Below are 26,160 nucleotides of genomic sequence, written 5' to 3' on the forward strand. Positions count from 1 at the left end.
TCGGAAGTGGTAATCTCTTATCAGGAAAACCTAAATAGTGAATAAAAGAAAAGGTAGAAGGACACTTACTTATAAACGATGTGCCTTAAAGGTACATACACCTTTAAGGCACAATGATTATATATTTGTAAAATACATGGCACTCTCAAGCATTGGACTACAATCTAAATGATTCGAATCACTTAAGCCGATTTCAAATATAAAGTCTGAATCAACGACAAAAGGCTTGACCATTTTCCAATCTATTTTCCCTTTCCCGAGTGGTAAAGAGTCATGAATGACCCCCATACTATCTACAACATGATAATAGCGTGCATAATACGCATGTTCTCTTAGATGGGTATTCAGTCGTTCATTTGATCCTTTTAAGGCAATGAATGAATGGCTAATATCTATCGTTAATGGTAAATGTAACGGTTCGATAATTTCTTCTAACAAATATGGATTCTCAGCAGAAAATATACCTGCAATCGTATCTTCCCACAAGAAGCAAGAGGAATGAATAGACAGGATATCTTCAATTCGTTTCCGAACCGATATTCGTTTCTTTTCATCTTCAATTCCTTTTGAACTTTCAGAACTAGCATAATGGCAGTGAATCACACATTTCACTTTCATTTGTTCACATATTCTTGCTAGTACACTTGAAGACCAATCATAAAAATAGCGTCTCTCCTTATCATTACTTATTATATCTAAGTATTGCCCCTTATATTTAGACGGATGGTGAAGATAGACACGAATCCCTTTAGCTTGAAGAATTTCAATCGTTTCTATAATACGTTCAGGTCGATACATATCCTCTTCATTTAAATGTAGCTCTATTATTTCTGGATTGTATTTAAGACGATTGGTGAGATGTTCCTTTTTCAATCCTGATTTTAAACGAACCCATTTCATACATTTCTCCACTCCATTTCATTTTCTAAATATAATGAATACTTTTTGTAGACGAGCAACACATTTTTCCCTAAATAATTCAATATTTCCAATGGATAACAAGTCCTATTTCATATATGATTAAAGACGTATAGAAGAAACATTAATTTTTGACAGGGAGAGGCGACATGAATTTTGACATACCTTACCTCTTATTCTTAATAGCATCATCATTCATTTTTATAATATTAATTATATTTGCTCTTAGTAACCGTCACGTTAACGGTGCTTTTACTTATGCCTTGTTAATTAGCTGTGCGTTCATATGGTTAATCGGCTATACGCTTGAGATTATTGTAGATTCTTATCAAGTAAAAGTATTCTGGAAAAATGTCACTATAGTCGGTGTTTATGGTTCTGTTCTATGTTATTTTATTTTTGCTTTACAATATAGTGAGCAAAAATGGAGAGATCGGAAATTTCTTTCTATTATGAGTCTCCCTATTATTGTAGCATTGTTTCTTATTTGGACGAATGACTGGCATAACCTTTTTCATACGAATGTTCAGATTAGCCAAGTTGCTTCACTGTCTACAATAAAGTATGAACGGACTTTATTAAACCTTTTATTTATGATGTATGCCTTCATACTTGTTTTTATCAGTTTCTATATTCTTTTTCGAGTTTATAAACGGACACTGGCACCATTCAACCGCCAGTATAGCATTTTAATGGTCGGTTTTGCTATTCCCGTTGTTACGATGCTCTTTGATCTATTGAACGTTCGCCCATTGACACCATTTAGCACAACGTCAGTCATCCTCGTTATTAGTGGACTATTCGTTGCATGGGGTCTGTTTCGTCAACAAGCTCTTTATATTTGGCCGATCGCCCGTGATCAATTAGTTGAAAATATGAAGGCAGGAGTAATCGTTACGGACATTACGGGGAAGCTGATTGACCGAAACCCTGCTGCAATTGAAATAGCTTATCAAGATTTTAACCACTTTAACCTTGAACCAATTGAGCTAGGGCAAAACTGGTATGAACGTATCAAACAATATCCACAATGGAATAAAAGCTATTCGAGTGAAAGAGAGGTTCAAATCGAAATTTCACCTGATTCAAGAGTTTACTATGAAGTATCCATTTCACCTTTAAAAAATAACAAAGGTCAACTAATCGGACATTTAACGATCTTAATAGATATTACATCTAGAAAATGGACCGAGAAACGTTTATTCATCCAGGCAACAACTGATTATTTAACTAAAGTACACAACCGTCGACACTTTTTTGAATTATCGAGAAAGACATTTGCCACTTCTTTAGAGGAGCATAAACCACTTTCACTGTTAATGATTGATATTGACTTTTTTAAATCCATCAATGATACGTACGGTCATACCGTCGGAGACCGCGTATTACAAGAATTCGCCATTGTCTGTAAAGGTCTGCTTAAGGAAGAACATATTTTTGGTCGAATAGGTGGAGAAGAATTTGCCATTACGTTGCCTAATACTTCATTAAAGCAAGCTCTTCAGCTTGCTAAAGTAATTCAACAAACATTTTCTATTACAGAATTAGTAATAGAAAATGGCAGTAGCATTTCACTTACGGTTAGCATCGGGGTGGCATCAAAATCTGATTATCAATCATTTGATGATCTCTTCCTAGTAGCAGATCAATACCTTTACGATGCGAAAGAAGAACGGAACACGATCAAGTCACATTCTAAATGATGCATAACGACCTCACCAGAAACAAATAGTAAAATGAATACTATTAAGGAGGTTATAGAATGGATCCTAATCGTGCTCAACAAATTACATCATCTGATACGATGATTCCTGTTATGTATAATGGACAACAAATTTATATCGAACATGTTGACCGTAGTAACGGTAAAGCAACTATTCATCCACTCGACAATCCTGAGCAAAAACAAAGTGTATCGATTGACGAATTAACAGAAGCATAGGATTCATAAAGCATGGCACAAAAAGAGGAGATGCCATAGAGGACATCCCTTTTAGACCGTAGACAAAACGCCTTTGAGAAATTAAGTCTCAAAGGCGTTTCTACACGATAAACATAAGATTACGTCTGTATTAGTTTGAATAGTAAATTGGTGAACCTGGACCTAAGTCAATGCCAAGGGTCATCCAAACAATTAACATGATCACCCATACAATTGAAAAGACAATTGAGTAAGGCAACATTGTCGAAATCAAAGTTCCAATTCCAACTTTTTTATCATACTTTTGTGCAAATGCAATCACGATTGCGAAGTATGGCATTAATGGGGAGATAATATTTGTAGTTGAATCAGCTATACGATAAGCAATCACCGTTAATTCTGGTGAATACCCTACCCCCATCATCATTGGTACAAACACTGGTGCCATAATCGCCCATTTTGCTGTTGCACTTCCAATGAAAATGTTAATAATACCGGCAACTATAATGAACGTCAGAATAAGCGGAATACCAGTAAATCCAGTAGTCTCCAAAAATTCAGCACCTTTAATCGCTAAAATTTGACCAAGGTTTGTTTCATTAAAGTAAGCGACAAATTGGCCAGCAGCAAATGCTAATACGATATACGCACCCATCGTCGCCATCGTATCTGATAATTGAATGGCAACATCTTTATCATCTTTAATCGATTTTGTTAACTTACCATATACGAAACCCGGAATAAAGAACATGATTAAAATCACTGGTACGAGTGATGAGAAGAACGGTGAGCTAATGATAGCACCCTCTTCACCACGCATTGGTCCCCATTCAGGTACAATTAAAAGGGCTAACGCCGCACAAGTTACAACAAATGCGATAAATGCACCCCATAAACCTTTCTTTTCTTCCGTTTTTAAGTAGTCAACTCTTTCCTCTACTCGGCCTGTAAACGTTCCTAAACGTGGTTCAACAAGCTTTTCGGTTACAAACGTTCCTGCGATCGTCAACACAAATACAGAAGCAATCATAAAGTACCAATTCATTGCATAATTCATCGTTTCTGCATAAATAGGATCCAACGTTGCAGCAGCTTCCTGAGCCAATGAACCTAACAAAGGATCAAGTGACGTTAATAATAGATTGGCACTATATCCTGCTGATACTCCTGCAAAAGCCGCCGCTAGACCAGCTAAAGGATGGCGGCCTAACCCTGCAAATAACACTGCTCCAAGTGGAGTCAGCACGACATATCCAGCATCCGCTGCCATGCTAGACATAATTCCAGCGAATACAAGTGCTGCTGTTATAAGCTGCTTTGGAACGGATGTAACAAGTCCACGTAACATAGCACTAATTAAGCCCGAACGTTCTGCAATCCCAATACCGAGCATTGTAACGAGTACCGTTCCTAACGGTGCAAAGCCAGTAAAGTTATCAACTGCACTTGTGAAGATGTACGAAATCCCATCCGCACTAAGTAAATTTTTTACTTCTATTATTTCCCCTTGATTAAGAGGATCTTGTACTTGTAAGCCAAATGCCGAAAAAATAGCCGATAATGCTACAATCGCTAATGCAAAATAAAAAAACAATGTAACAGGATGTGGAAGTTTATTACCGACTACCTCTACCGTATCTAACAACCGAAGTACAAGGCCTTGCTTCTTCGGTTTACTCATTTGGATACTCCTTCCATCTACGAAATATTCTGATAATTACTTTACTGAAATACTATACAATAATAATAAATTGTTTGCATTTTGTAAAGAATGTAAACGATTATACAGAATAGAAGGAGTTTTTCCTACTTTGTAAAGATTACTAATTTTCAAAATAGTATATTAGTATGCAAGTGTGCGACCAAATGATGCAATAAAAAAGGACACTGAAAAAGTCCTGCTTTTCAATGACCCCTTTCTAAATGCTTTTTTAACTATATGTTTTCACTTCTTCAAACGTTGATCGCTCAATTGTATAATCAGTATGTGTTAAGACAACCTCATCCCCTACTGCTACTTTTGTGCTGTAACTACTATGCACATTTAAAAGTTGACCATTCACATCTATGGAATAATGAATTTCCTTACCTTGGAACATGACATTTCGAACAATCCCTTTTAATCCACTCCCTGTTTTCATTAATTGAAATTGTTCTGGTCGGACTGGTAAGACATCGTGCTTTTTCATTTCAGCAGTTACATCTGAGGTAATCCATAATACTTGATCGTCATGAGCTGGTTTAAAAGCATCTCCCAGCCATTTTCCTTTAATCAGATTCGCTTTCCCAACAAAGGTTGCAACAAATGGCGTTCTCGGACGCATATAAACCTCTTCTGGAGATCCAGCTTGCTCCACTTGTCCATCCTTCATTACAACAATTTTATCAGCCATAGCTAACGCTTCTGCTTGATCATGTGTTACATAAACAATCGATGTCTTCATCATACGATGTATCGTTTGTATTTCCTTTCGAAGCTCCATTCTTAATTCAGCATCTAAACTACTAAGTGGTTCATCCATTAAAAGAAGTGCTGGCTTTGGTGCAAGTGCACGCGCAATCGCCACACGTTGTTTTTGCCCACCAGATAGCTCATTTGGCATTCGTTCAGCGTAGTTCTCCAACCCAACAAGTCGTAACATCTCCATGACTCGCTGATCATTATTACGCTTTAAGTCATTGTCTACATAACGATGATGCTTTAATGGAAATCGAACTTGCTCTTTCACTTTCAAATGCGGCCACAATGCAAAGGATTGAAAGACCATGCCAATATTCCGTTTTTCAGGACGAACAATTTTTCCTGCATGAGCGACTATTTCATTATTCATTTTAACTTCTCCAGATGTTGGCGAATCAAATCCAGCTAACAAGCGAAGCATCGTCGTTTTCCCACATCCTGACGGACCGACAATCGCTACAAATTCGCCATCTCCAATCGTCAAATTAACAGAAGATAACGCAGTCGTTTTGCCAAATTCTTTTGTTATATTCGATAATACTGTGCTCATCGTTGTACCACCTTTCGTTCATACAGCTTTTGCAATCCTAATAGTAGCCCTGTTAAACTTAGCATCGTTAATACAACAACTGTTGAAAATGCCGTTGAATATGTCGTATAACCAGATTGCTCAAAGTTAAAGATCATTAAACCAATCGTTTCAGAACCACTTGACCATAGAAGGGCTGAAACCGTTAATTCTGTTAGTGTCGTTAATATGACTAGAAATGCACCACTTAACAAACCAGGTAGTAACAGAGGGAGCATAATAAAGCGCCACTTCGCCCAAAACGATGCACCTGAGACATGGGCTGCCTCTTCCATTGAAGGGGCAATCTGGGACATCGCAGTCATACTTCCACGGACTTGTAAAATCATAAATCTAGTAACATAGGCAATAAACAAAATCCAAATGCTCCCGTAAATACCTGGGTTCCATCCTGGTAAAGGCTGCATCCAAGCTAAAATCATCGCCAGTGCGAGTACCATTCCCGGTAAAGCATATGGTAGTCCAACGGCTAGCTCCATCACTCTACTCACTGCCGTCTTTTTTCGTAAGCGATAATAAGCAATGGCAGTACCAGCAATTAAACAAATGACACCTGTGCCAAGAGCAAGCTTCAAACTATTGACCACTGCTCCACGCACTTTATCATTTTCGAGTAAAATAAAGCGATAATGATCAAGCGTGATATTTTCCAATGAAAATGACAACCCATATGCTCGAATAAGTGACGTTCCAACCATTGAAAAAAGCGGAACAATGCTTATGATAATTAAAAAGCTCCACAGAAAACCTTCCACAAATGGTCGTGCTTTTCCTAATGAAAAACGGGGCTTGTTATCTATTTCACTGTTCTCACCTTCTTTAGATCTACGCAGCAAAAGCCATTGAAACAACGTCCCAAGTAATGCGATAACACCTAAGATCACAGAAAAAGTTGCCGCACGAGCAAATGCACTCGGACCAAAGCCGACAATTTCTTGATAAATAACCGTACTTAACACAGAAATATTAGCAGGAATCCCTAAAAAAGCCGGTATACCAAAATTATCTAAATTTGCTAAAAAGGCCAATAACCCGCCACTAGCTATACCAGGTAATGCAAGTGGTAACGTCACCTTGCGAAATACAATCCAGCCACTTCCACCTGAGGAACGAACAGCCCACTCTAAATCACGAGGAATACGCCTTAATACACTCATTGTTAATAAAAACACAAGTGGGTAATGTGATAAACCTAGGACTAGAATAATACCGAAGTGACTATATAAATTAAACGGCTGTAGCTGTCCAGGTAAGACGTCTAACATATTCGCAACCATTCCATTATTACTTAGAAATTGCGTCCATGATAACGTAATAATATAAGAAGGTATTATAAAAGGAAGCAAAACAAAGACATGCAACAACTTTTTAGCACGAACGTCACTATAGGCAACTAGCCATGCTAACGACACGCCAAGTCCTACTGATAGGATCGTTGAACCAGTCACAATAATCCCTGTATTTTGTAATATTCTCCACGTTCTAGCTTCCTGCAATACTGTTGTATAGTTCGATAAAATATGCCCTTCCTCTACAGAAAAACTGAGGCCAATGAGCTTGATAATTGGCCAAACAAATAGGAACAAGACTACAACTAAAGAAAGAAGTGACCATAACCAATTCCTTTTACCTATAAAGGAGAAGGAAGACCCTAAAGGGAGCCTTCCTTGTACCGTTTGATTCATGCTCGAACACCTCAATTATTCTCCAAAGATATCAACAAACTTTTGCTTATCTTCCTCTCTTGTAGAAAGTAAGTCAGCTACATCAGAACTTAAAACGTTCATCTCATCAATTGTCTTCAAGCCTTCAGGTGCAGCAATTCCCTCGCGGATAGGTGTATAACCAATATCGGCTGCTAGCTGTTGCCCTTGCTCAGATAAGACAAAATCGACAAATGCTTTTGAAGCTTCTTCATTATCAGTTCCACTCATTATTCCGATTGGCTCTGTAATAACTGGCACACCTTCTTCAGGATAGATCAAATCAACTGGGGAACCTTCCTCTTTTGCACGAGCGACGATAAAGTCAACGACGATTCCATACGATTGCTCACCACCAGCGACAGCTTGAAGTACCGCTCCATTCCCTTGCACAACCGTTACGTCTCGTTCATTAAGTTCTTCAAAGAAATCCCAACCAAAATCAGTTTGCCTAGAGAATACACCAACGTTATATGCTGCTGCACCTGAGTATAGAGGACTTGGCATAATGACCTCACCATTAGCCTCCTCTTCAGTTACAACTTTCCATGAAGACGGAAGGTCTGTTACATCATTTGTATTAACAGCCAATACCGTTGCCATGACTTTTGTTCCTGCGTACATATGGTCAGCGTCAATAAATTCATCAGGAATATGGGCAAATTCTGGTGATTCATATTGTAATAACAACTCTTGATCTTTTAATGATTCAAATGTCACTGCATCGGCCACTAAAAGCACATCTGCTTGAATATCTCCTGCCTGTTGTTCCGCTAAAATTTTGCTAATTACTTCCTCTGTACCAGAACGGAAAATTGACACTTCAACATCCGGATATAGTTCATTAAATTCTTTTACAAGCTGTTCTGCATCAGCATCTGGCTGTGACGTATAAAATTGAATCTCTCCGGAAACCTCTGTGTTAGCCTCGTTTTCTATATCATTTTGTTCACCATCACCCACAGAATCATTGTCAGACTGACTATCCTCTGCCCCACAAGCTGCTAAAACAAATACCACCATCACTACAATTGTCGTTAACCATTTCTTCATTTTACTGTTTCCTCCTTTATATCTTTGTTCATCGCCGTTTTTAACCAACGTTCGAATTTTCGTAAATGCTTCAGTTGACTAACCTTCCCTTCAAGAGGTGTTACTGTTATATAACCCGCTTTAAGTTTAGCGTAGTCTCCTTCATCATTAAATTCACTCAACTGTTGCAACCGATCCTTTAGCCAGTAATACACATTCCCATATGGATCATTGAGACCAACATAGCGATAACGTGCAACCGATAAATCAAGCGGAGCAACAGCAATCCCTTGACAATATTCCTTTTTCACATAAGGTAAATTCACATTTACAAAAACTCCACTCGGTATTTCATTTGCAAGAAGTGGCTCTATCACTTGGTACAATAAACGCTTTGGAATTTGGAAATTGAGATCTTTCACCTCCAAACGATCTAGTGAGACAGCAATGGCCGGGATTTCATATAAAGCTGCCTCTGCAGCTGCTGCCATTGTTCCAGAATAATAGACGTCTCTCCCTAAATTAGGCCCGATGTTAATACCTGATACAACTACATCTGGTGGCTCTTTCATTAAGACATCCATTCCAAGCTTCACACAATCGGCTGGCGTTCCATTTACAGCCCAAGCTTGTACGTTTTCTCCGAACAATGTAACTGGAGAAGCTTTTAAAGGCTGTCGTAATGTGATAGAGTGACTAATTGCACTCCTTTCCTGATCTGGCATACGACGTAAATGTCTCCAAAGTGTTGGAGAACTTCAACTAACGCAGCCACCCCAGGAGCAAAAATTCCATCGTCATTTGTTACTAGAAACCTCAACTTATCACTTCCTCCACATTCTTTTCTATAAATGCCTCCATATACTGAACGTGCTTTTTTAATAGTGTACAATCTTCACTAGTATCATAGCCTTCAAGGACAACAGGTAGCTCGACACCTTTTATAAGAGTAAGAAATGGCTCAAGGTCTAGATCTCCTTCTCCTAACGCCACATGGTAGATAGAGGCTGTTGAATCACTTAAATGAATTTTATTTACCCTTATCATTTGTTGAAACTCTTCCACAATATTTTTATTTAATGCAATATGGGCTGCATCAAATGTCGTTTGTACATGCTCTGAGCGATTGAAAATAAAAGGGGTCATTTGCTGAGCTGATGTGACGAATTCCTTTTTTTCATTTTCCATCAGCTCAAGAGACAACGTAATCCCATAAGTAGCAGCAGCTTCCTCTAAGACATCTAAGCTTTCCTCTAACATTCGAATGTGCCATAGCGTCCAATCCTTCGATAACGTTCGTTTTCCTGGATGAACCGTTACATTCGTTGCACCAATTGAAGCAGCTAACGCAAAGGAGCGAATGACCTCATCAATCGACTGTTTTCGAATTCCCTCATTTAATGAACAAATATTTAAATCCCAGCTTGCAGCGTGAAAGCTCACTTCAAGGTTGTACTTTTTTAATACTCGTTTAATATCACGAACATTCATTTTGCTATGCCAAATTTGCTCTGCCCATAGTTCAATTCCGTCAAGGCTTTCATGCGAAACCATTGCTCCGATATCATGAATGCACTTCCCCCAAAGTAACGTCGAAGATGCATATAACTTCACTTCCTCACCTCTTCCTCTAGCTGTGCAAAGACCCATTCCAATTGCTTCTCGTTATAATCAACAGAACCAATCGGGTAAGGACTACGTGACTGGTAGCCATGAAAGTCACTACCGACACTAACTAACAACTGATTGCGCTTCGCTAGCTCCAACCACTTATTTGTATCATGATCGTTATGTTGAGAATAGTAGACTTCAATGCCGTTAAGTCCAGCTTCTAGTAAATCACTCAATGAAAACTCCCAATCATATATACCAGGATGAGCGAGAAATGACTTGCCACCACATTCATGAATAAGTTCAATCGCTTCCTCTGCTGAAAGACCTTCTCGATTAATAAAAGCTTTTCTCCCTTTTTTCAGCAACGTTTCATACGCGTGCTTTGAAGAAGAAAAGTAGCCATTTGCCACTAATTCATCTGCAATATGCGTACGAACTATGACTTGTCCACTAGCACGTTTCCAGCAATTCTCCCACTCAATTTCATATCCCAGTTCTTTTAGTTGAGAGACAATTCGTTGTGACCATTCAAGCCTCTCTTCTTTTCTCCACTTGACATATTTAAGTAGCTTCGGATGTTCTACATCTAAACCATAGCCGAGAATATGAAGCTCTCCTTGCTTTCCATCTGTATTAAATTCAATACCTGATAGCAGCTTGATTTGTTTATTAGCTGCAGCCTTTTCTGCTTCACGAAAACCAGAGATTTCATCATGATCAGTGATTGCTAAAACAGAAACGCCAAGACGCTCGGCCTCACAAACTACTTCACTTGGCTCATCTTTCCATCTGAGTGTGTACTATGCATATGTAAATCAATTCGCAACCAATCACATCCCTCCGTCTCTTCTATTACTATCGTACATAAGAAACATCAAGTAAGAATGAAGAAGAATTAACTGTTGTGTAAAAGAATTGTAAATTCATACATTTGTAAAGATAAGGTAAATTAACAGTTTAATTAAGTTAAATCAACGCTTATAAATGATGTTTCAAGCGATTAAATATGAACGTAATATTAAGAATTAATCATTCATTTACATTACTAAAAAGGTTGCTCTTTACATTTTGCTATTCTATATGTCAATTCACGTTAATGTCCCCCTACCATCTCCTCTTCTTTCCCGTTATAATGACAGTAGCAGAACCAAAAAAAGAGGAGTAAGAAATGAAAATCAACAAAAATGATCAAAAGAAATTAGAAGCAGCCTTACATCAATTAGAAATTGATCTCGCAAAAAGTGAACAAAAGATCCAGAAAAAATATGCTCGAATTCAAGCTCCTTTCACATTACAAGAAGCGTTATCCAGCTTGACAAAAGATGAGCTTAGCGATATACGACGTTTGTTCAATGTCCCGCGAGCAAGCCAGTTAAAAAAAGCAGAGCTAGTCGACACTTTAGTTGATTATATCCCTGTGAAAATAGAAGAACGTTTGAAAAATTGGGACAAGGAACGATTGGATTACCTCATACAAGCATGCAACAATAACGGCGTCCTTACACTCGAGCAGCTTGAGTTGGATATCGAAAAGGAAGTCTATTTCGCCTCTACTGGATTTTTCTTCATGTGCCACTTAGATGGACAGCATGTTATCGCTATTCCTACGGATCTTATTGAACCGTTAAAGAAACTAGCTGAGCAAGAAGATATTCAAACTATGAGCAAACTAAATACAGAAATAATAAAGCTAACACATGGATTGTGCTATTACTATGGTGTATTACCAATGGATAAAATCAACCAACTGTTAAGCCGCTATGCCCCGATTACCGATTACGGGCACTATTTTCGAGTGATACATGAGGCAATCGACTATTACGAGAAAATTCAATCAGTCCATCAAGGCTTTTCTCATTATTTAGTCGATAATATAGAGGAAGTATTACAACAGCAAAAAAGTAGAGTCGGGTTAGATTATTACCCGTTTACTAAGGAAGAGCTCTTACAGGCAGGAGAACCTAATTATGTAGAAAAGAATCTGCACTATCAACAGATGGTCTCTCTGCTGATCCGTCACTTCGAGTTAAATGAAGAGGAAGCCGATATGATGGTCGAGGAAATTACGATCGCGGCAAAGAACGGAATTACACCAAATGAAATGATATCGAAACTATCAAATGAACTAGAGATACAAAGTGAAGCTGATATTCATAAACTTGCACATACACTCATAGAGTTAATGAATCATACACGCGTATGGTTCCTAAAAGGCTACACATCCGTTGAATTACGACCAAATCCAGGTCCAAAGAAACCGAAGCCAAACAACGTAATAAGCTTTCAAACAGGGAAAAAAATTGGCCGAAACGAACTGTGCCCTTGCGGTAGTGGGAAGAAATATAAGAAGTGTTGCGGATACTAGGTTATCCTAGGATATTTTGGTGTTTCATTAGGACTTATAAGGTCTTTTTGAAACACCTATGTTATTTCAACTTCCCTAAACGTAAAAAGCGATCCACCATCATAGCCGTTTCCTTCTGATGATGAATGTCCTTATGTCCATATGGAAGTGTAGCAAAATCGGTTAATTCAGGGAAATAGACAGATTCAACTTCAACACGACCATCATTATGTTGTCTAAGAAAGCGACCTAATAGTAAATTGCTTTTATCTCCGGCAATCGCCGCCATTTCGATATTATCATCGTTTTTTAATTGATAGCTCTTGATTCGTTTCTTCGTTATTGATCTAACCGTTTTATAGATATTCGTGTATAGCTTCACCTTATCAGCAAGCATAGCCAGCCTATTACCTTGATTCGGAGTTGCAATTAAAACACAACGTCCTATTTTATGCACTTGTTCACTATCAGTTATTAGCTTGCGAATCACAAGGCCACCTGTACTATGACCGACAAGGTGTACCTTTTGACCATCAGAAATATCCATTTCATTCAACAATTCATCTAACAACCACGTTGCATCCTCTACATCTTGAAACGTAAGAGGCAAATCTGGCAATATACAATCATAGCCAAATTCTTCTAAATAACGTTGTAGTGGCTTCATATCATCTGAGCGTTTATTGAAGCCATGTATTAATATGACGTTAATCGCTACCTACTCCTTTAAGTTGTTTCTACAATTTCAGCCATTGCTCTTACTGGAAACGTTCCGACACCTTTCAATTTAGGAGGCAAAGCGTAAAAAGAAAACGGACGATCCTCAATTAAATGAAGCTTACACAAATGCTCTACTATCAGGATTTCTTCTCCTAACAATTTTGTATGCACGGGGCGGCTTTTTCCTGATGTATCATCGATATTGACAGAATCAATTCCGACTAATGCTACTTTTTTCTCTGCTAAATAGCGTGCCGCACCCTCAGTTAAAAAGGATGATCCTCAAAATACTGATCTGTATTCCAATGCCGATCCCAGCATGTATGTATTAATACCGCCTTCCCTTTTACATCGATGTTGAAAAAGAAAGATTCATCAATGGCTTTCTCATGTTCCTTAACGTGAATAAGCACACCTTCCAAACCGGCCATTTTCTCAATAGCTGTTTCTGATAAATCTTTTCCCCCTTCGTAACGATGAAAGGGAACATCAACATAAGTCCCCGTATTGGAAACCATCTCAATCTTCCCAATTTGAAATTCAGTACCCGCTTCGTAATGCTGCTTTGACTCCTCGCGACTCAAGTAATCGCAAATAATCGGTGCCGGTAATCCTTTATATGTCACAATCCCATTTTCAATCGTATGGCTTAAATCAATGTACGTTTTTATCATATCAATCTTCTCCTCTACGTATACAATTTAGAAAAAGTGTCCTATTGCCATGTACTCCCTATTAAGCGATTACTAGTCATCTACTATCATATACGATAGCTAGAGGGATTCGATTCAAAAATTGATTCAGCTTTATGCTATCAAATATGTCGTGAAATAAAAAAGATGAACGATGTTTTACCATGTTCATCCTTTATTATGTCTGGTTAACCTGTCGAGCAGCGTTCAACCTGCTCATCAAGCTTCTGTAAATTTCCTACTACACTTTTTGAAACTCGTTGCAGCATATTCATCGATTTAGCACGATTATGTTCAAATTGATAGTGGACATCATCGAAGACAATCTCTGACTCTCTAATAAGTGCTCGTGCTGCATAGTTATATAAGTAGACATTTTGGTAGTCTTCATCACGAAACAATACCGAATCCACATAGGGTCGTAGCTTATCAACAAGAGTCGGATAATTGGCTTGTAAAAGTGATAATCCATTTCGAATCCCTTGAACCGTATCAATAAAATCATCTAACTGTTCCCGTGCACTATTCACAGCCGATACGACACGGCTCTCATAATTGAAGAAGGTTTGCAGAGCAGTATCAGCAAGCTCGACCTTTCTCCATAACCTCGAATCTTCTCTAATCGCAAACTGAATTGATTGGGCACCTAAAATAATAGCTCCCAATACAAAATCGATCGCCCCAACGAGTCCTACCACGATTGGATATGTTTTATTTTTAAACAACGTGAGTGCCGCATCTCGATGGAATTCCTTTATTTTCATATAATGAAGCATATAAGGAGAGTCCTCTATTTCCACAATGTTCATTGATGGGTTAGAACTTGTTATATCTAATGCCCCCCTTTTTGAACGGCATCTGACACGTTCTGATCAACATATTCAAACTTTTCAGCCACTTGACTAACTTGAACGCGAAACTCCTTCGCTTGTGTTAAGACGGTATCATGATTTCTACCCACTAATTGGTGATGAGCCGCTAATTCATCCACTACGACATCCAAAAAGGCATTTTGTCCGCCTTTTAATAAATCTTCTAACCCATCCATTACTAAATCACGTACAAACGTAGACAGTTCATCAACCTTAGTCTCTAAATCATGGAGGTAGTTTCTAACAGGAGAAAACAGACTGGCAACATCAATCTTCGTATTAAAAAGGGATTCTATCAATTCCATCGGAGGGGAATTTAAGATGGTATCAAGGGATGAACAACGTGCTTCAGCTAGATCAAGTAGTGTATGTAAACTCTGGATGACCTTCTTAAGTTCATTGTGAGGTTGATGTATGTTTATGAGTAGTCTTCTATCGGCTAGCTGCTCAAATAAATCGAGAAACGCCTCTCTTAATTTATTCATACGGGTATGCTTTTGCATCTTTTGATAGTCAACAATATCCATCGCGTGACCAAGGTAGGTTTGTGCTAACGTTAGCCGCTCTATGACTGCAGGCTCTAACCCTTCACTTAACTGAAATAATTCCTGATAATTAATCTCTATTCGTTCCGAACGCTGACCATATAACGGCTGTCCCGTCCAAATACTAGTAACAATGTGACGGTCAGCATCCATATAAATATGACCGTAGCCCGGCTTACCATATTCACCAATTGTCACTGTTTCTACATGGCGGTTGTCTTCCTTTAGATAACCAGTATGATTGGCACAAGCTGTGCCCAGCCAGGAACCCCCTGGTGAATTTCAACATGTTCCCCAGGCACCTGATTAGCAATCTTCCCCGCCCGAAGAGCAGCCGTAAGAATGTCATGTTCTGTAAGATAGTTCGTGATATTCGGATGAACCACTCCATCCTCTATCATACCTGAAGGAAGAGGAGCTGGATTTAACGTGACGGCACGCATATGAGGAAACGCGAGACCTGCAGCATTAGCAACACCACCTCCAAGCGAATTGCCCGCTAACGATTCCACTTCGATTCCGAGCTCCCGCTGAACCATCTCCACATACTCAATCCCCGCCTCAAGCTGTGCAGGCGTTGGCTCTGTCAAAAGCTGAATGTTCGTCTTCACATCCTGCATACCGTACTTGCTTTCGACGTCCGTGCCGACGAAAACGACGGTGTATTCGCCTGTTGCAAGGTTTTGAACGGTTAGAGCATCGAGGCCGGTGGGGTGCTCGTATTCGGTGTGGATGACTTCGAATTCTGCCTTATCAATATGAAATATAGTATCTGGTTCATAATGTAAATATGCGTGCAATCCACCCATTTGAACTAGAGCACTATCGGTTGTTTGATCTATTTTTAATCCATTACTCAAAGCTAACACTCCCTTATAGCTCTCTATTTTCTAATAATCTTATTAGGATTACCACGCCGTAAATAATTCTGATTACTTCCTGTCGCTGTACGCTTTATTATGTTGTTATCACGTAATGTAAAGGAAAAAGCCGCACGTGGTAAGCCATCCATCGTTTCTAAATCATCTACAACCATGTCAAAAATAGCTTCATCTGGTTCTGTCCCAGGTTCTTTCATGTATAAATTAATTGAAATAGATAAATCCTCGGCTTCATAACTCTCTACATCAAAATGTTCTCTTAATTCCTCTTTCGTAATATCGGGATTATCGAAATAAAGCTGATTTATCTTATCTAACTCATCCATCGTCATCGGTTGAACAAAAAAGTGCGGCGTTGTATACCCCGTCGCTTTCACATTATTTACCGCTTCCTGCCGTAGCCCTACTACTGGGTATTCCTTCGTTAATCCAACTAAATACTCCTCTAACGCTTTAAATTCATCCTCCATAATCATCGCCAACAGTCCACCAAAGAGGCTTTGTTCGACTTGACCACTCTCTGTCCAAACATCCTCTGCCCGAACTCGCTTATTTTCTGTATCAATTGGTATAACCGCGAACGTATGAAAATGAGGCTCCCCAACGGATTCAACAAACACCGTCGCTCCGCCTGATGCCCCTACGGCATTATGAACAATGACTTCCGTTTTATATTCTTTTCGGAAAAACTCTTGCACTGCTTCTTCAATTTCCGGAAACAATTCTTGGGCCAGTTCATTCGTCGCTTGCCCCCCGCGAAGACGATACTCTTCTCCTGTGTAATCATTGACGCTCATCAACGTACGTTCTGCATGTTCTTCTTCCGAAATCTCTCCAAACATCGATAAACAACCTCCTAAACTGATCGTACTTACTAACAGGAACATTACGAAAATTAGACGCTTCATCTTGAATCTCCCTCCTAATGAGGTCTACAAGCTATAAATCTTTTTACAGACACTAGTGTACCTTACAGGAAGGAAACTTTTAACACTATCTCTTGATTTTCTCAAAAACAGGCATTATTGATTAGGTCTAGAGAATGAGACAAGGGGACACTTTAAAGTGAAGGATGTTGGTAACATTAAATCTCAATCTTGAACAGTTAGGGCATCGAGGCGGTGGGGGGTTGTATTCGGTGTGAATAACTCGAATTTCCATTCCTTCTATTGAAAATTGAGAAGGCAATCTGTGATTTAAATAGGCGTGCAAACCGCCCAATTGTACAAGTTCCATATGCGTTGTATGAATTGATTTAAACCACTCTTCCTACCTAACTTCTAATCTCGAACAATTTTATTTGGATTATTGCGTCTAAGATAATTCTGATCATTCCCTGTGCCGGTACGTTTAATAACATTATTATCTCGCAATAGAACAGCATAAGCCCCACGTGGGATACCTTCCATCGTTTCTAAATCGTTTACTACCATATCGAAAATTTCTCCATCCGGTCCATACCGGGTTCACTCATATATAATTCTATTGTTATAGATAAATCCTCAGCCTTATAGGTCTCAGTATTAAAATGAGTTCGCAGCTCTTCCTTCGTAATATTTGGGTTATCTAAATATAGTTGATTTATCTCTTCCAACTCATCCATCGTCAATGGTTGGACAAAAAGATGTGGGGTTGTATACCCAGAAGCTACTACATTGTTTATAGCCTCTTGTCTCATTCCAACAACCGGATATTCCTTCATTAACTCTACTAAGTAGTCTTCTAACGCTTTAAATTCATCTTCCATGATCATTGCCAATAGACCACCAAAAAGACTTTGTTCGACTTGTCTTTCCTCTGTCCAAACATCCTCTGCCCGAACTCGCTTGTTTTCTGTATCAATTGGTATAACCGCAAACGTATGAAAATGTGGTTCTCCAACCGATTCAACAAACACCGTCGCTCCACCTGATGCCCCTACGACATTATGAACAATGACTTCCGTTTTGTATTCTTTTCGGAAAAACTCTTGCACTGCTTCTTCGATTTCCGGAAACAATTCTTGAGCCAATTCATTCGTCGCCTGTCCCCCGCGAAGACGATACTCTTCTCCTGTGTAATCATTGACGCTCATCAACGTACGTTCTGCATGTTCTTCTTCCGAAATCTCTCCAAACATCGAGAAGCAACCACCTAAACTGATTGTACTTATTAACATAAGCATAACTAAACTTAGACGTTTCATCTTGATTCTCCCTCCTAATGAGGTCTACATGCTATAAGTCTTTTAATGACACTAGTGTACCTTACAGACAGGAAACTTTTAACACTATATCTTGATTTTTTCTAAGACAGGCATTATTGATTAGGTCTAGAGAACGAGACAAGGGGACACTTTAAAATGAGGAAGTTATCTCACTTATTATTCTAACGAAGGTTTTTAAAAGCTCCGTTTCTTTTTATTTTTGAACCGTTAGGGAATTGCAAAGTGAGGTCATTTGCGGTGGGAAAGATGGTATATAAACATCTAACTTCTCTATATTTTATTAATGAGGAAACGCGAGACCTGCAGCATCAGCAACACCAGTCTCCACATATTCAATCCCCGCCTCAAGCTGAGCAGGCGTTGGCTAGTCACAAGCTGAATATTCGTCTTCACATCCTGCATACCGTACTTGCTCTCGACATCCGTGCCGACGAAAACGACGGTGTATTCGCCTGTTGCAAGGTTTTGAACGGTTAGGGCATCGAGGCCGGTGAGGTGGTTGTATTCGGTGTCAATTACTTCAAACTCCTTACTATCAATTTTAAAATATGAACCTCTATCATATTCTAAATAGGCATGTAACCCACTCAGTTGCACAAGCTCCATATCAGTCGTACCATTTATTTCAATCTGTTGACTCACTAATCTCACTCCTCTCATATCTAATCTCGAATTATTTTATTAGGCCCAGCACGACTAATATCATTTTGATCATTACCTGTCCCTGTACGCTTTATAATATTGTTATCGCGTAATATAAAGGTGTAACCGCCGCGTGGGATTCCATCAAGTACTTCTAAGTCCGAGACTACCTTTTCGTATATCTCATGATCTGGCTGTAATTCAGGCTCACTCATATATAAGTTAATTACAATAGCTAGTGCTTTTGCCTCGTACTTTTCAGTATCAAACTGCTCTCTCAATTCTTCTTTCGTAATATCAGGATTATCGAAATAAAGCTGATTGATTTCTTCTAACTCATCCATCGTCAACGGTTGGACAAAAAAGTGCGGTGTTGTATATCCTGTCGCTTTCACATTATTTACCGCTTCCTGCCGTAACCCTACTACTGGGTACTCCTTCGTTAATCCAACTAAATACTCCTCTAACGCTTTAAATTCATCCTCCATAACCATCGCCAACAGTCCACCAAAGAGGCTTTGTTCGACTTGACCACTCTCTGTCCAAACATCCTCTGCCCGTACTCGCTTGTTTTCTGTATCTATCGGAATAACCGCAAACGTATGAAAATGTGGTTCTCCAACCGATTCAACAAACACCGTCGCTCCGCCTGATGCCCCTACGGCATTATGAACAATGACTTCCGTTTTATATTCTTTTCGGAAAAACTCTTGCACTGCTTCTTCAATTTCCGGAAACAATTCTTGAGCCAGTTCATTCGTCGCTTTTCCCCCGCGAAGACGATATTCTTCTCCTGTGTAATCATTGACGCTCATCAACGTTCGTGCCGCATGTTCTTCTTCCGAATCTCTCCAAACATCGATACACAACCACTTAAACTAATCGTACTTACTAACAAGAGCATGACTAAACTTAGACGCTTCATCTAGATTCTCCCTCCTAATGAGGTCTACAAGCTATAAGTCTTTTACAGACACTAGTGTAACTTACAGACAGGAAACTTTTAACACTATCTCTTGATTTTCTCAAAAACAGGCATTATTGATTAGGTCTGGAGAATGAGGCATAGAGATACTTCAGAAAAGGAGGAATGGTTATACTTTCGACTTTCATTCTGACAAAGTTTATTACGAGCTCAGTAGTTTCACGCGGGGAATTAGCCATAGTTGTATAATTCACTTTTCTATACCATATATTAGTTGCAGTTCGGTTACTTATAGTTGATTTCTCTTTTTGAAAAACCTCCAGAATACTCTGGAGGCTGCTACAATAGATTTTTTACATCCGTTTTTTCAACCATTTTAATGCCAAGTCCACCCATACTTGACAGTCTTGATTTACATGAACCGGGTCATTCTCAGTTGTTTCATCACTTAGCGATAAACCGTGGACACCGCTTTCAAACACGTGAAGCTCATATGGTATCCTTTTCTTCGCTAACGCAGTCGCAAAGTGTAGTGAATTTTGTGCATAGACTAAATCATCGTCGGCTGTATGCCATAGAAAGGTTGGTGGAGTCGCTTCTGTAACAAAATTAACGGGACTTATATTGTTCAGCTCTTCTAAAGAAGGCATCTCTTTTCCAAATACAGCATGATTAGAAGACTTCCATACTTCGTGCTTCCATTGGGCTTCTTCCTTTTCTGCTTCTTCCTTCATTAATATATAATCTAAGACAGCATAACCAAGAATAAGTGCATTTGGCCTCAACTGTTCACTTTCAACTGATAGTTCTTCACTCAAGAATGATTCGTGCCAATGTACACCCAAACTTGCTGCTAGATGACCTCCTGCTGAAAACCCGCATATAACAATTTGATTTGGATTAACATCCCATTCATCAGCATGCTCTCTGACAGTAGAAACCGCTTTTGCTAAATCAAACAACGCTTGTGGTAATACAGGCTCCTCTCTACCTTTTTGATTAGAATCTGAAGCAAATGTTTTATAATAAGTTGTATATCGTAGGACAAACGTTTGATACCCAGCCGTCATAAACCGAAGTGCAACAGGCTCTGCCTCGCGGTCAGATGTACCCATATAAGCACCGCCAGGACAAATAATAACAGCTGGTTTTTTCTATTAGGCTTTAGCTCCTCTGAGCGCTCCCATACATATGTGAATAATTTCGCTTCATTTTCATCGTTCCATAGCAATGCTTTTTTATGAATCATCGTTAATTCCTCCTCTGTTCGATTCATTTCTTACTATGTTACTTCTTCGACATTATTCAATTAATACCTTTATAAGTATTTCATAAGATATTCCAAGCGCAACCTTCTGCACACTTTTCTACCTTCCTACACTCCTGTGTCTTCAACCTTCCTCTTCACAACGATCGCTCGCTTTGCTTTTAACACAATCACCATCAACACAGCAAGCTCTGCAACCATGCCAAGTGATTGTGCCATGGCCCCAATCATCCCATTCCAAGTCGGTGCGAAAGCGGTCATGCCTGCAACTACTATAAAAGTGATTACTAAATTCATTGATTGAGAGATAACCATGCTATTGGTTTGGTTTCGGATCATTAATATTCCGTTACAGAAATCGATAAATGGGAAAACAAGTGCCATAATCAGAAATACCTTTAACGTATCAAGTGTAGCTAGCATCAACCGTTCATTCGCTCCAAGCAAGTGTTCAACAACAAAGCTTCCAATTGGAGTAAAGCAAAACAAAGCTAATAATAACGTTGGTATAAAGCCGACTAACAAAGTAAATTGCCGTACCTTTTTAGGGTGATCTTTATAAAACGTTAGAACAATCTGATGAACATAACTAAAGAAGCTTAAAAACAATTGAGTAACGCTTAATGCAAGAGCATAAGCAGCGATCGCCAACTCAATCTCGGCTGTTCTTCCTAAAAAGATGTTAATAAGCGGCCCTACCATGACGATAATAAGCGACGATATAATGAGAGGATAATAGAATCGAAACACTTGTGACTTTCGCTCAACATGATGGGTCGGGTCCTTCTTGATCATTTTCTTAACTAAGACACGTCCTTCAATGAAACTAACAGCACTTTCAATCATCATCCCAAATAAAAATATATAGGCACCCGTTTTGGCATTAATATAACCGGTATGGATGAAAACGAGTGAGAGCAAATACATTCCGATCAAACGGATAATCATCCAATTGTCAACCATTTCGTTTGCCGGTTAAATATAATCACACCTTGAAACAGGCAGCGTATCGCTGAAAAGAATGTAACAATGATCAGGATTTGATACACTTCAACAATTTGTCCGATCATCGCTTGCTCCGCCCCAAATATATGTTCAAAAATCCAAGGACCTATTGGTGTGTAAGCAATTGTAGCCGAAAATAACATTAAGGTCGCTACAACATAAACTGCAACCATTGCCATTGCTTGAAACGATACACGATCACGAACTAATGCTGAACACGCATTACGTAAAAGAACACCGAGCCGTTCCATAATGGAGAATAAGCTCATTGCAATCACGTAGCTAGCAATAATCACTTCCGCATCAGTCGCTCTTGTTAACGTTCCATTAATAATAATATGAGATAACGTCACCAACACAGCCGACAATCCGAGCGGAACAAAAAAGGCAAGAATCTTCGTCGTCTTTAATGTCTCTTCATTCTGTATAAAAGGAATCGCCTTCTTTCTAATGATCTAAAATTGTTTTCCTTCTATTATGACACATAGGGAGAATCTAAAAAAGACCTGTCGACCTTTTAAATAAGTTCCCCATATTCAATATCAACCAACACGAAAAGCCACTAAAAAGGCTATAAATCAACCTTCTAGTGGCATGTGTTTCATTTATAATATCCCCTATTAACCAGATGGCAAAACTCATTTTTTGAACGTAGCTGTCCAGTAATAACTTGCTACATGAAACCTATAGTAGATATATTTCCTGCTTCATAAGGCTTCCCCCCGCAAGAAAAGTCTCCCCCTTTTATCTACGGAAAAATACAAACGGGCAATTTATTTATAAGTTGCCTCCACTTTTCTTTTTTGAACGTAGGAAACCATTTCTCTAACTAAGATCTCAGCATTTGCCTGTGGATCGTGACCAGATTCTCTATTATGGACAAACTCTAGTAGTTTCTTTAAATGATCCTCAGTTAATTTCATTGGTACATGTCTCCTTTTACTTAGCCTTTACTAATTAGAAATTACCCTAATTTTCAGGAGACAAAACGTAACGATCTGATTGCTCGAAAAGACAAGGATGTTCACCTTTATTCTTTTACTCGCATTAATCTCATACTGTTCAACGCGACGAGTATCGTAGCACCCATATCTGATACAATCGCTATCCATAAAGTTAACCAGCCTGGTATAACTAATAATAACGCGGCAAATTTAATCGCTATTGCAAATGTGATATTTGCCTTAATGATAGTTAAAGCTTTTCGACTTAACTTTATAGTAAATGGGAGCTTTCGCAAATCATCGCCCATCAAAGCAACATCTGCTGTCTCTAATGCCGTATCTGTACCAGCGCCACCCATAGCAATCCCGATTGAAGAAGCAGCTAGAGCCGGGGCGTCATTGACACCGTCACCTATCATCGCTACTTTTCCATATTTCGCTTTCAACTTTTTAATGAAATGGAGCTTTTTCCTCTGGCATCAGCTCTGCTTCAACGTCGGTAACTCCAACTTGACGTGCAATCGCCTCAGCTGTAGCCTCGTTATCACCTGTCAGCATCACACTTTCCTTCAAGCCTAATTCATGTAACGTTTGAACCACTTCTTTACTTGAATCTCGAACTTCATCAGCAACAGCGATAATAGCTAGAATAGCCGAATCTGTACCAACAAGCATGACAGTCTTTCCTTGCTGCTGTAAAGATCGGATTTCTCCGTCAAGCTGTTTGTTCAATCGATCATGAAAAAGCTTCGAGCTACCAATAAAGTACGTAACGCCTTTAATTACGCCGCTAATTCCTTTACCAGTAAGCGATACGAAATCTTCAACTTCTACGTCAGAATAGGGGACCGCTTCTGTTTCTGCCTTTTTCATAATTGCCGAAGCAAGGGGATGCTGGGAACGATGCTCCAACGCCGCTATTATAGACAGCAACTCTTTAGCTGCCATTTGTTCTTCTAACACACGATAATCGGTAACAGTTGGCACTCCTTTTGTTAACGTTCCGGTCTTATCAAACGCTATTGCTTTTAATCCACCCAATTCTTCAAGATAAATTCCACCTTTTATTAAAACTCCCTTTTTCGCGGCATTTCCTATAGCTGATACAATTGAAATGGGTGTTGAAATGACTAAAGCACATGGACAACCTACTACCAAAACCGCTAACCCTTGATAAACCCACGTTTCCCAGCTAGCAGAGAACAACAATGGTGGTACAAGTGCCACTAAAGCAGCGATTACCATAATAATCGGAGTGTAGTACTTAGCAAATCGATCAACGAATGCTTGGGCTGGAGCACGCTCACCTTGAGCCTCCTCAACAAGATGAATAATTTTCGCTATTGTTGTATCTTCTACTAATTTTGTTATCGTAACTTCTAATAGACCTTCTTCATTTAACGTCCCTGCAAATACTTCATCATCAATCGTTTTCTCCACAGGTATTGATTCACCTGTAATCGCCGCTTGATTAACAGTGGAATGGCCATGAGTGACAACACCATCCATTGCTATTTTTTCCCCCGGTTTGACGATCATAATATCTCCGACTTGAATGTCATTTACGTGTACGCGTAATTCTTGGCCATCTCGTCTAACTAAAGCTTCTTTCGGTGAAATATTCATCAAGGAGCGAATCGAGTTTCTTGCTCGATCCATGGAAAAGCGTTCAAGCTCTTCACTAATTGCAAACAGAATCACAACAATAGCAACTTCTCCCCATTCGCCTATAATGGCACCACCTATTACCGCTACAGTCATTAGTGTTTTCATGTCAAATTCAAAGCGGACTAAATTTCGCAAGCCCACCTTAAGTAAGGATAATCCCCCGACAAGGATTGATGCTAGAAATAATAAAATCGTTACAAGATTGCTCTCACCATTCACAAAAAGTGAGACGTACCCTAATGCGAGAAAGGCAACCGCGAATAGAACTGTTCGATATTTGTTATAAAACGGTACCTTGAGTTCAGCTTCGCCTTCATTCATTTGAGAGGAAGTATTACTTTTCTTTTCAGGATACACCTTTAGATTTTCAAAAGAGCCTGCTTTTTCTAATTCTTTTACTGATGCATTACCGGATACAGTTATTTTCGAAGCCCCGAAATTCACCTTGGCATCTTCCACACCTGGTAGTCCTTTTACATTGCGTTCAAACTTCCCTGCACAATTGGCACACGTGAACCCTTCTACACGAAATACGCTCTTATTTTCTTTTGTATTTAATTCAGCCACGTTGATCAACTTCTTTCCCGTGAATGATCGCGGTTGTAACTAGCATTTTGACATGATCATCATCTAACGAATAGAAAACTAATTTCCCTTCTTTTCGACTATTCGCAATCCCTAATTGCCGAAGATGCCGTAAATGATGTGATGCCGTAGCCGTTGATGCATTGATGATGTTTGCTACGTCACATACACATAACTCCTCTTCTTGAACTAGTGCATAAACAATTTTTAATCTAGTTTCATCAGCCATCGCTTTAAATATTTTTGTAGCAACCGCCAAATTCTCTTTATCTACAATTGATCGAACACGATCCACCTTTTCTTCGTCATAAGAGAAAATTTCACATACATCTTGTGATTGATTTGTTTGATTTCCCATTCTCCCACCTCATTCAAATGGTTATTTGATTATATCTTCATTCTAATACCTATTTGAATAAAGGTCAATCAAATAATCATTTGATTGATACACTAATTTATGTAGAGCACTAGCTCCTGTAGAATTAGTGATTGCTGGAATGTAAGGAGGTCAAAATTAGCGAGACTGGTGGAAGTTGTAGCATGAAACGAGTAACGATCTTTCCATGCGAAAATAGCATAGAATTCGGTCATTTATGTTGCTATTCTCACTTTGGTGCAGGGTTCAT

27 protein-coding genes and 3 pseudogenes are annotated in these 26,160 nt (G+C 39.0%); 3 read left to right on the forward strand and 27 right to left on the reverse strand.

Annotated features, from left to right (window positions below; all coding sequences use genetic code 11):
* Positions 1–117: 117 nt before the first annotated feature.
* On the reverse strand, positions 118–900 hold the full coding sequence (locus tag JCM19034_RS16120) for a TIM barrel protein (RefSeq protein ID WP_062051333.1): 783 nt from the start codon (positions 898–900) through the stop codon (positions 118–120).
* A gap of 167 nt (positions 901–1,067) precedes the next feature.
* Between JCM19034_RS16120 and JCM19034_RS16125 the strand changes: the two genes are divergently transcribed.
* Both JCM19034_RS16125 and JCM19034_RS16130 read left to right on the forward strand, forming a co-directional pair.
* Positions 1,068–2,621, forward strand: a complete 1,554-nt coding sequence (locus tag JCM19034_RS16125; RefSeq protein ID WP_062051335.1) for a diguanylate cyclase — start codon at positions 1,068–1,070, stop codon at positions 2,619–2,621.
* A 59-nt stretch (positions 2,622–2,680) separates the two neighbouring features.
* Positions 2,681–2,860 carry an H-type small acid-soluble spore protein gene (locus JCM19034_RS16130; protein WP_062051337.1) on the forward strand — a complete coding sequence of 60 codons (180 nt, stop codon included), beginning with the start codon at positions 2,681–2,683 and terminating at the stop codon, positions 2,858–2,860.
* A 130-nt stretch (positions 2,861–2,990) separates the two neighbouring features.
* Here the strand turns inward: JCM19034_RS16130 and JCM19034_RS16135 are convergent, their stop codons facing one another.
* The 8 genes and pseudogenes from JCM19034_RS16135 to JCM19034_RS25255 all read right to left on the reverse strand — a co-directional run.
* Positions 2,991–4,520, reverse strand: coding sequence for an AbgT family transporter (locus JCM19034_RS16135; RefSeq protein ID WP_062051340.1), 1,530 nt, complete (start codon positions 4,518–4,520; stop codon positions 2,991–2,993).
* Positions 4,521–4,770: 250 nt separating this feature from the next.
* Positions 4,771–5,850 carry an ABC transporter ATP-binding protein gene (locus tag JCM19034_RS16140; protein WP_062051342.1) on the reverse strand — a complete coding sequence of 360 codons (1,080 nt, stop codon included), beginning with the start codon at positions 5,848–5,850 and terminating at the stop codon, positions 4,771–4,773.
* Positions 5,847–7,574 carry an iron ABC transporter permease gene (locus tag JCM19034_RS16145; RefSeq protein WP_062051344.1) on the reverse strand — a complete coding sequence of 576 codons (1,728 nt, stop codon included), beginning with the start codon at positions 7,572–7,574 and terminating at the stop codon, positions 5,847–5,849. The genes JCM19034_RS16140 and JCM19034_RS16145 overlap by 4 nt, the downstream gene beginning before the upstream one ends.
* A gap of 15 nt (positions 7,575–7,589) precedes the next feature.
* Positions 7,590–8,645, reverse strand: coding sequence for an ABC transporter substrate-binding protein (locus JCM19034_RS16150; protein ID WP_062051345.1), 1,056 nt, complete (start codon positions 8,643–8,645; stop codon positions 7,590–7,592).
* A pseudogene (surE, locus tag JCM19034_RS16155) lies at positions 8,642–9,399 on the reverse strand (5'/3'-nucleotidase SurE). Before surE ends, JCM19034_RS16150 begins: the two are co-directional and overlap by 4 nt.
* 41 nt (positions 9,400–9,440) lie before the next feature.
* Positions 9,441–10,238 (reverse strand): sugar phosphate isomerase/epimerase, encoded by a 798-nt coding sequence (locus JCM19034_RS16160; protein ID WP_062051346.1) that lies wholly within the window; start codon positions 10,236–10,238, stop codon positions 9,441–9,443.
* Positions 10,235–10,648, reverse strand: a complete 414-nt coding sequence (locus tag JCM19034_RS23450) for a hypothetical protein (protein WP_231686995.1) — start codon at positions 10,646–10,648, stop codon at positions 10,235–10,237. Before JCM19034_RS23450 ends, JCM19034_RS16160 begins: the two co-directional genes overlap by 4 nt.
* Positions 10,649–10,810: 162 nt before the next feature.
* Positions 10,811–11,008 (reverse strand): annotated as a pseudogene (locus tag JCM19034_RS25255) (PHP domain-containing protein); the annotation flags it as partial.
* 398 nt (positions 11,009–11,406) lie between these two features.
* On the opposite strand from JCM19034_RS25255, the gene JCM19034_RS16170 reads away from it, so the two are divergent.
* Positions 11,407–12,603, forward strand: coding sequence for a YecA family protein (locus JCM19034_RS16170; RefSeq protein WP_062051347.1), 1,197 nt, complete (start codon positions 11,407–11,409; stop codon positions 12,601–12,603).
* Positions 12,604–12,664: 61 nt separating this feature from the next.
* On the opposite strand, the gene JCM19034_RS16175 is transcribed toward JCM19034_RS16170, so the two are convergent.
* The 18 genes and pseudogenes from JCM19034_RS16175 to JCM19034_RS16235 form a co-directional block, all read right to left on the reverse strand.
* The gene (locus JCM19034_RS16175; protein WP_370622120.1) at positions 12,665–13,294 is read right to left on the reverse strand and encodes an alpha/beta fold hydrolase; all 630 of its coding nucleotides are present in this window, start codon (positions 13,292–13,294) and stop codon (positions 12,665–12,667) included.
* A 14-nt stretch (positions 13,295–13,308) separates the two neighbouring features.
* The gene (locus tag JCM19034_RS23460) at positions 13,309–13,473 is read right to left on the reverse strand and encodes a hypothetical protein (RefSeq protein ID WP_231686996.1); all 165 of its coding nucleotides are present in this window, start codon (positions 13,471–13,473) and stop codon (positions 13,309–13,311) included.
* Between the two features lie 95 nt (positions 13,474–13,568).
* Positions 13,569–13,976, reverse strand: coding sequence for a cyclase family protein (locus JCM19034_RS23465; RefSeq protein ID WP_231686997.1), 408 nt, complete (start codon positions 13,974–13,976; stop codon positions 13,569–13,571).
* 206 nt (positions 13,977–14,182) lie between these two features.
* Positions 14,183–14,770, reverse strand: coding sequence for a hypothetical protein (locus JCM19034_RS16185; RefSeq protein WP_156324017.1), 588 nt, complete (start codon positions 14,768–14,770; stop codon positions 14,183–14,185).
* Positions 14,771–14,826: 56 nt separating this feature from the next.
* Positions 14,827–15,672, reverse strand: coding sequence for an SA1320 family protein (locus tag JCM19034_RS16190; RefSeq protein WP_370622122.1), 846 nt, complete (start codon positions 15,670–15,672; stop codon positions 14,827–14,829).
* The gene (locus tag JCM19034_RS21910; protein ID WP_156324018.1) at positions 15,636–16,022 is read right to left on the reverse strand and encodes a hypothetical protein; all 387 of its coding nucleotides are present in this window, start codon (positions 16,020–16,022) and stop codon (positions 15,636–15,638) included. Before JCM19034_RS21910 ends, JCM19034_RS16190 begins: the two co-directional genes overlap by 37 nt.
* 272 nt (positions 16,023–16,294) lie before the next feature.
* Entirely contained in the window at positions 16,295–17,200 is a 906-nt protein-coding gene (locus JCM19034_RS16200) for a DUF1672 family protein (protein ID WP_062051354.1), read from the reverse strand.
* Positions 17,201–17,572: 372 nt separating this feature from the next.
* Positions 17,573–17,725: a hypothetical protein gene (locus tag JCM19034_RS21915; RefSeq protein ID WP_156324019.1), complete on the reverse strand. Its 153-nt coding sequence runs from the start codon at positions 17,723–17,725 to the stop codon at positions 17,573–17,575.
* The gene (locus JCM19034_RS16205) at positions 17,719–18,477 is read right to left on the reverse strand and encodes a DUF1672 family protein (RefSeq protein WP_062051356.1); all 759 of its coding nucleotides are present in this window, start codon (positions 18,475–18,477) and stop codon (positions 17,719–17,721) included. The genes JCM19034_RS21915 and JCM19034_RS16205 overlap by 7 nt, the downstream gene beginning before the upstream one ends.
* A gap of 291 nt (positions 18,478–18,768) precedes the next feature.
* The gene (locus JCM19034_RS16210) at positions 18,769–19,140 is read right to left on the reverse strand and encodes a hypothetical protein (protein ID WP_062051358.1); all 372 of its coding nucleotides are present in this window, start codon (positions 19,138–19,140) and stop codon (positions 18,769–18,771) included.
* A 20-nt stretch (positions 19,141–19,160) separates the two neighbouring features.
* On the reverse strand, positions 19,161–19,955 hold the full coding sequence (locus JCM19034_RS16215; protein ID WP_062051360.1) for a DUF1672 family protein: 795 nt from the start codon (positions 19,953–19,955) through the stop codon (positions 19,161–19,163).
* 463 nt (positions 19,956–20,418) lie between these two features.
* Positions 20,419–21,180, reverse strand: a complete 762-nt coding sequence (locus JCM19034_RS16220) for an alpha/beta hydrolase (protein WP_197276427.1) — start codon at positions 21,178–21,180, stop codon at positions 20,419–20,421.
* Entirely contained in the window at positions 21,132–21,341 is a 210-nt protein-coding gene (locus tag JCM19034_RS22395; RefSeq protein ID WP_197276428.1) for a hypothetical protein, read from the reverse strand. The genes JCM19034_RS16220 and JCM19034_RS22395 overlap by 49 nt, the downstream gene beginning before the upstream one ends.
* 99 nt (positions 21,342–21,440) lie before the next feature.
* On the reverse strand, positions 21,441–22,280 hold the full coding sequence (locus tag JCM19034_RS23470; protein ID WP_231686998.1) for a hypothetical protein: 840 nt from the start codon (positions 22,278–22,280) through the stop codon (positions 21,441–21,443).
* The gene (locus JCM19034_RS23475; protein WP_231686999.1) at positions 22,277–22,696 is read right to left on the reverse strand and encodes a hypothetical protein; all 420 of its coding nucleotides are present in this window, start codon (positions 22,694–22,696) and stop codon (positions 22,277–22,279) included. Before JCM19034_RS23475 ends, JCM19034_RS23470 begins: the two co-directional genes overlap by 4 nt.
* Positions 22,697–23,110: 414 nt before the next feature.
* Entirely contained in the window at positions 23,111–23,260 is a 150-nt protein-coding gene (locus JCM19034_RS21920; RefSeq protein WP_156324020.1) for a hypothetical protein, read from the reverse strand.
* 107 nt (positions 23,261–23,367) lie between these two features.
* Positions 23,368–25,525: pseudogene (locus JCM19034_RS16230) on the reverse strand (heavy metal translocating P-type ATPase).
* Positions 25,509–25,892, reverse strand: coding sequence for a metalloregulator ArsR/SmtB family transcription factor (locus JCM19034_RS16235; protein ID WP_062051363.1), 384 nt, complete (start codon positions 25,890–25,892; stop codon positions 25,509–25,511). The pseudogene JCM19034_RS16230 and the gene JCM19034_RS16235 overlap by 17 nt, the downstream one beginning before the upstream one ends.
* Positions 25,893–26,160: the final 268 nt, after the last annotated feature.

The sequence above is a fragment of the Bacillus sp. JCM 19034 genome, assembly GCF_001310635.1.
Lineage (GTDB): Bacteria > Bacillota > Bacilli > Bacillales > Bacillaceae_D > Halalkalibacter.

What these genes read in the sequence shown, in the direction of transcription:
- JCM19034_RS16120 (WP_062051333.1), bottom strand. Translation starts at nt 900, where the DNA reads ATGAAATGGGTTCGTTTAAAATCAGGATTGAAAAAGGAACATCTCACC.
- JCM19034_RS16125 (WP_062051335.1), top strand. Translation starts at nt 1,068, where the DNA reads ATGAATTTTGACATACCTTACCTCTTATTCTTAATAGCATCATCATTC.
- JCM19034_RS16130 (WP_062051337.1), top strand. Translation starts at nt 2,681, where the DNA reads ATGGATCCTAATCGTGCTCAACAAATTACATCATCTGATACGATGATT.
- JCM19034_RS16135 (WP_062051340.1), bottom strand. Translation starts at nt 4,520, where the DNA reads ATGAGTAAACCGAAGAAGCAAGGCCTTGTACTTCGGTTGTTAGATACG.
- JCM19034_RS16140 (WP_062051342.1), bottom strand. Translation starts at nt 5,850, where the DNA reads ATGAGCACAGTATTATCGAATATAACAAAAGAATTTGGCAAAACGACT.
- JCM19034_RS16145 (WP_062051344.1), bottom strand. Translation starts at nt 7,574, where the DNA reads ATGAATCAAACGGTACAAGGAAGGCTCCCTTTAGGGTCTTCCTTCTCC.
- JCM19034_RS16150 (WP_062051345.1), bottom strand. Translation starts at nt 8,645, where the DNA reads ATGAAGAAATGGTTAACGACAATTGTAGTGATGGTGGTATTTGTTTTA.
- JCM19034_RS16170 (WP_062051347.1), top strand. Translation starts at nt 11,407, where the DNA reads ATGAAAATCAACAAAAATGATCAAAAGAAATTAGAAGCAGCCTTACAT.
- JCM19034_RS23465 (WP_231686997.1), bottom strand. Translation starts at nt 13,976, where the DNA reads ATGATAAAAACGTACATTGATTTAAGCCATACGATTGAAAATGGGATT.
- JCM19034_RS16185 (WP_156324017.1), bottom strand. Translation starts at nt 14,770, where the DNA reads ATGCTTCATTATATGAAAATAAAGGAATTCCATCGAGATGCGGCACTC.
- JCM19034_RS16200 (WP_062051354.1), bottom strand. Translation starts at nt 17,200, where the DNA reads ATGAAGCGTCTAATTTTCGTAATGTTCCTGTTAGTAAGTACGATCAGT.
- JCM19034_RS21915 (WP_156324019.1), bottom strand. Translation starts at nt 17,725, where the DNA reads ATGGTAGTAAACGATTTAGAAACGATGGAAGGTATCCCACGTGGGGCT.
- JCM19034_RS16205 (WP_062051356.1), bottom strand. Translation starts at nt 18,477, where the DNA reads ATGAAACGTCTAAGTTTAGTTATGCTTATGTTAATAAGTACAATCAGT.
- JCM19034_RS16215 (WP_062051360.1), bottom strand. Translation starts at nt 19,955, where the DNA reads ATGAGCGTCAATGATTACACAGGAGAAGAATATCGTCTTCGCGGGGGA.
- JCM19034_RS16220 (WP_197276427.1), bottom strand. Translation starts at nt 21,180, where the DNA reads ATGGGTACATCTGACCGCGAGGCAGAGCCTGTTGCACTTCGGTTTATG.
- JCM19034_RS22395 (WP_197276428.1), bottom strand. Translation starts at nt 21,341, where the DNA reads ATGAATCGAACAGAGGAGGAATTAACGATGATTCATAAAAAAGCATTG.
- JCM19034_RS23470 (WP_231686998.1), bottom strand. Translation starts at nt 22,280, where the DNA reads ATGATTATCCGTTTGATCGGAATGTATTTGCTCTCACTCGTTTTCATC.
- JCM19034_RS21920 (WP_156324020.1), bottom strand. Translation starts at nt 23,260, where the DNA reads ATGAAATTAACTGAGGATCATTTAAAGAAACTACTAGAGTTTGTCCAT.
- JCM19034_RS16235 (WP_062051363.1), bottom strand. Translation starts at nt 25,892, where the DNA reads ATGGGAAATCAAACAAATCAATCACAAGATGTATGTGAAATTTTCTCT.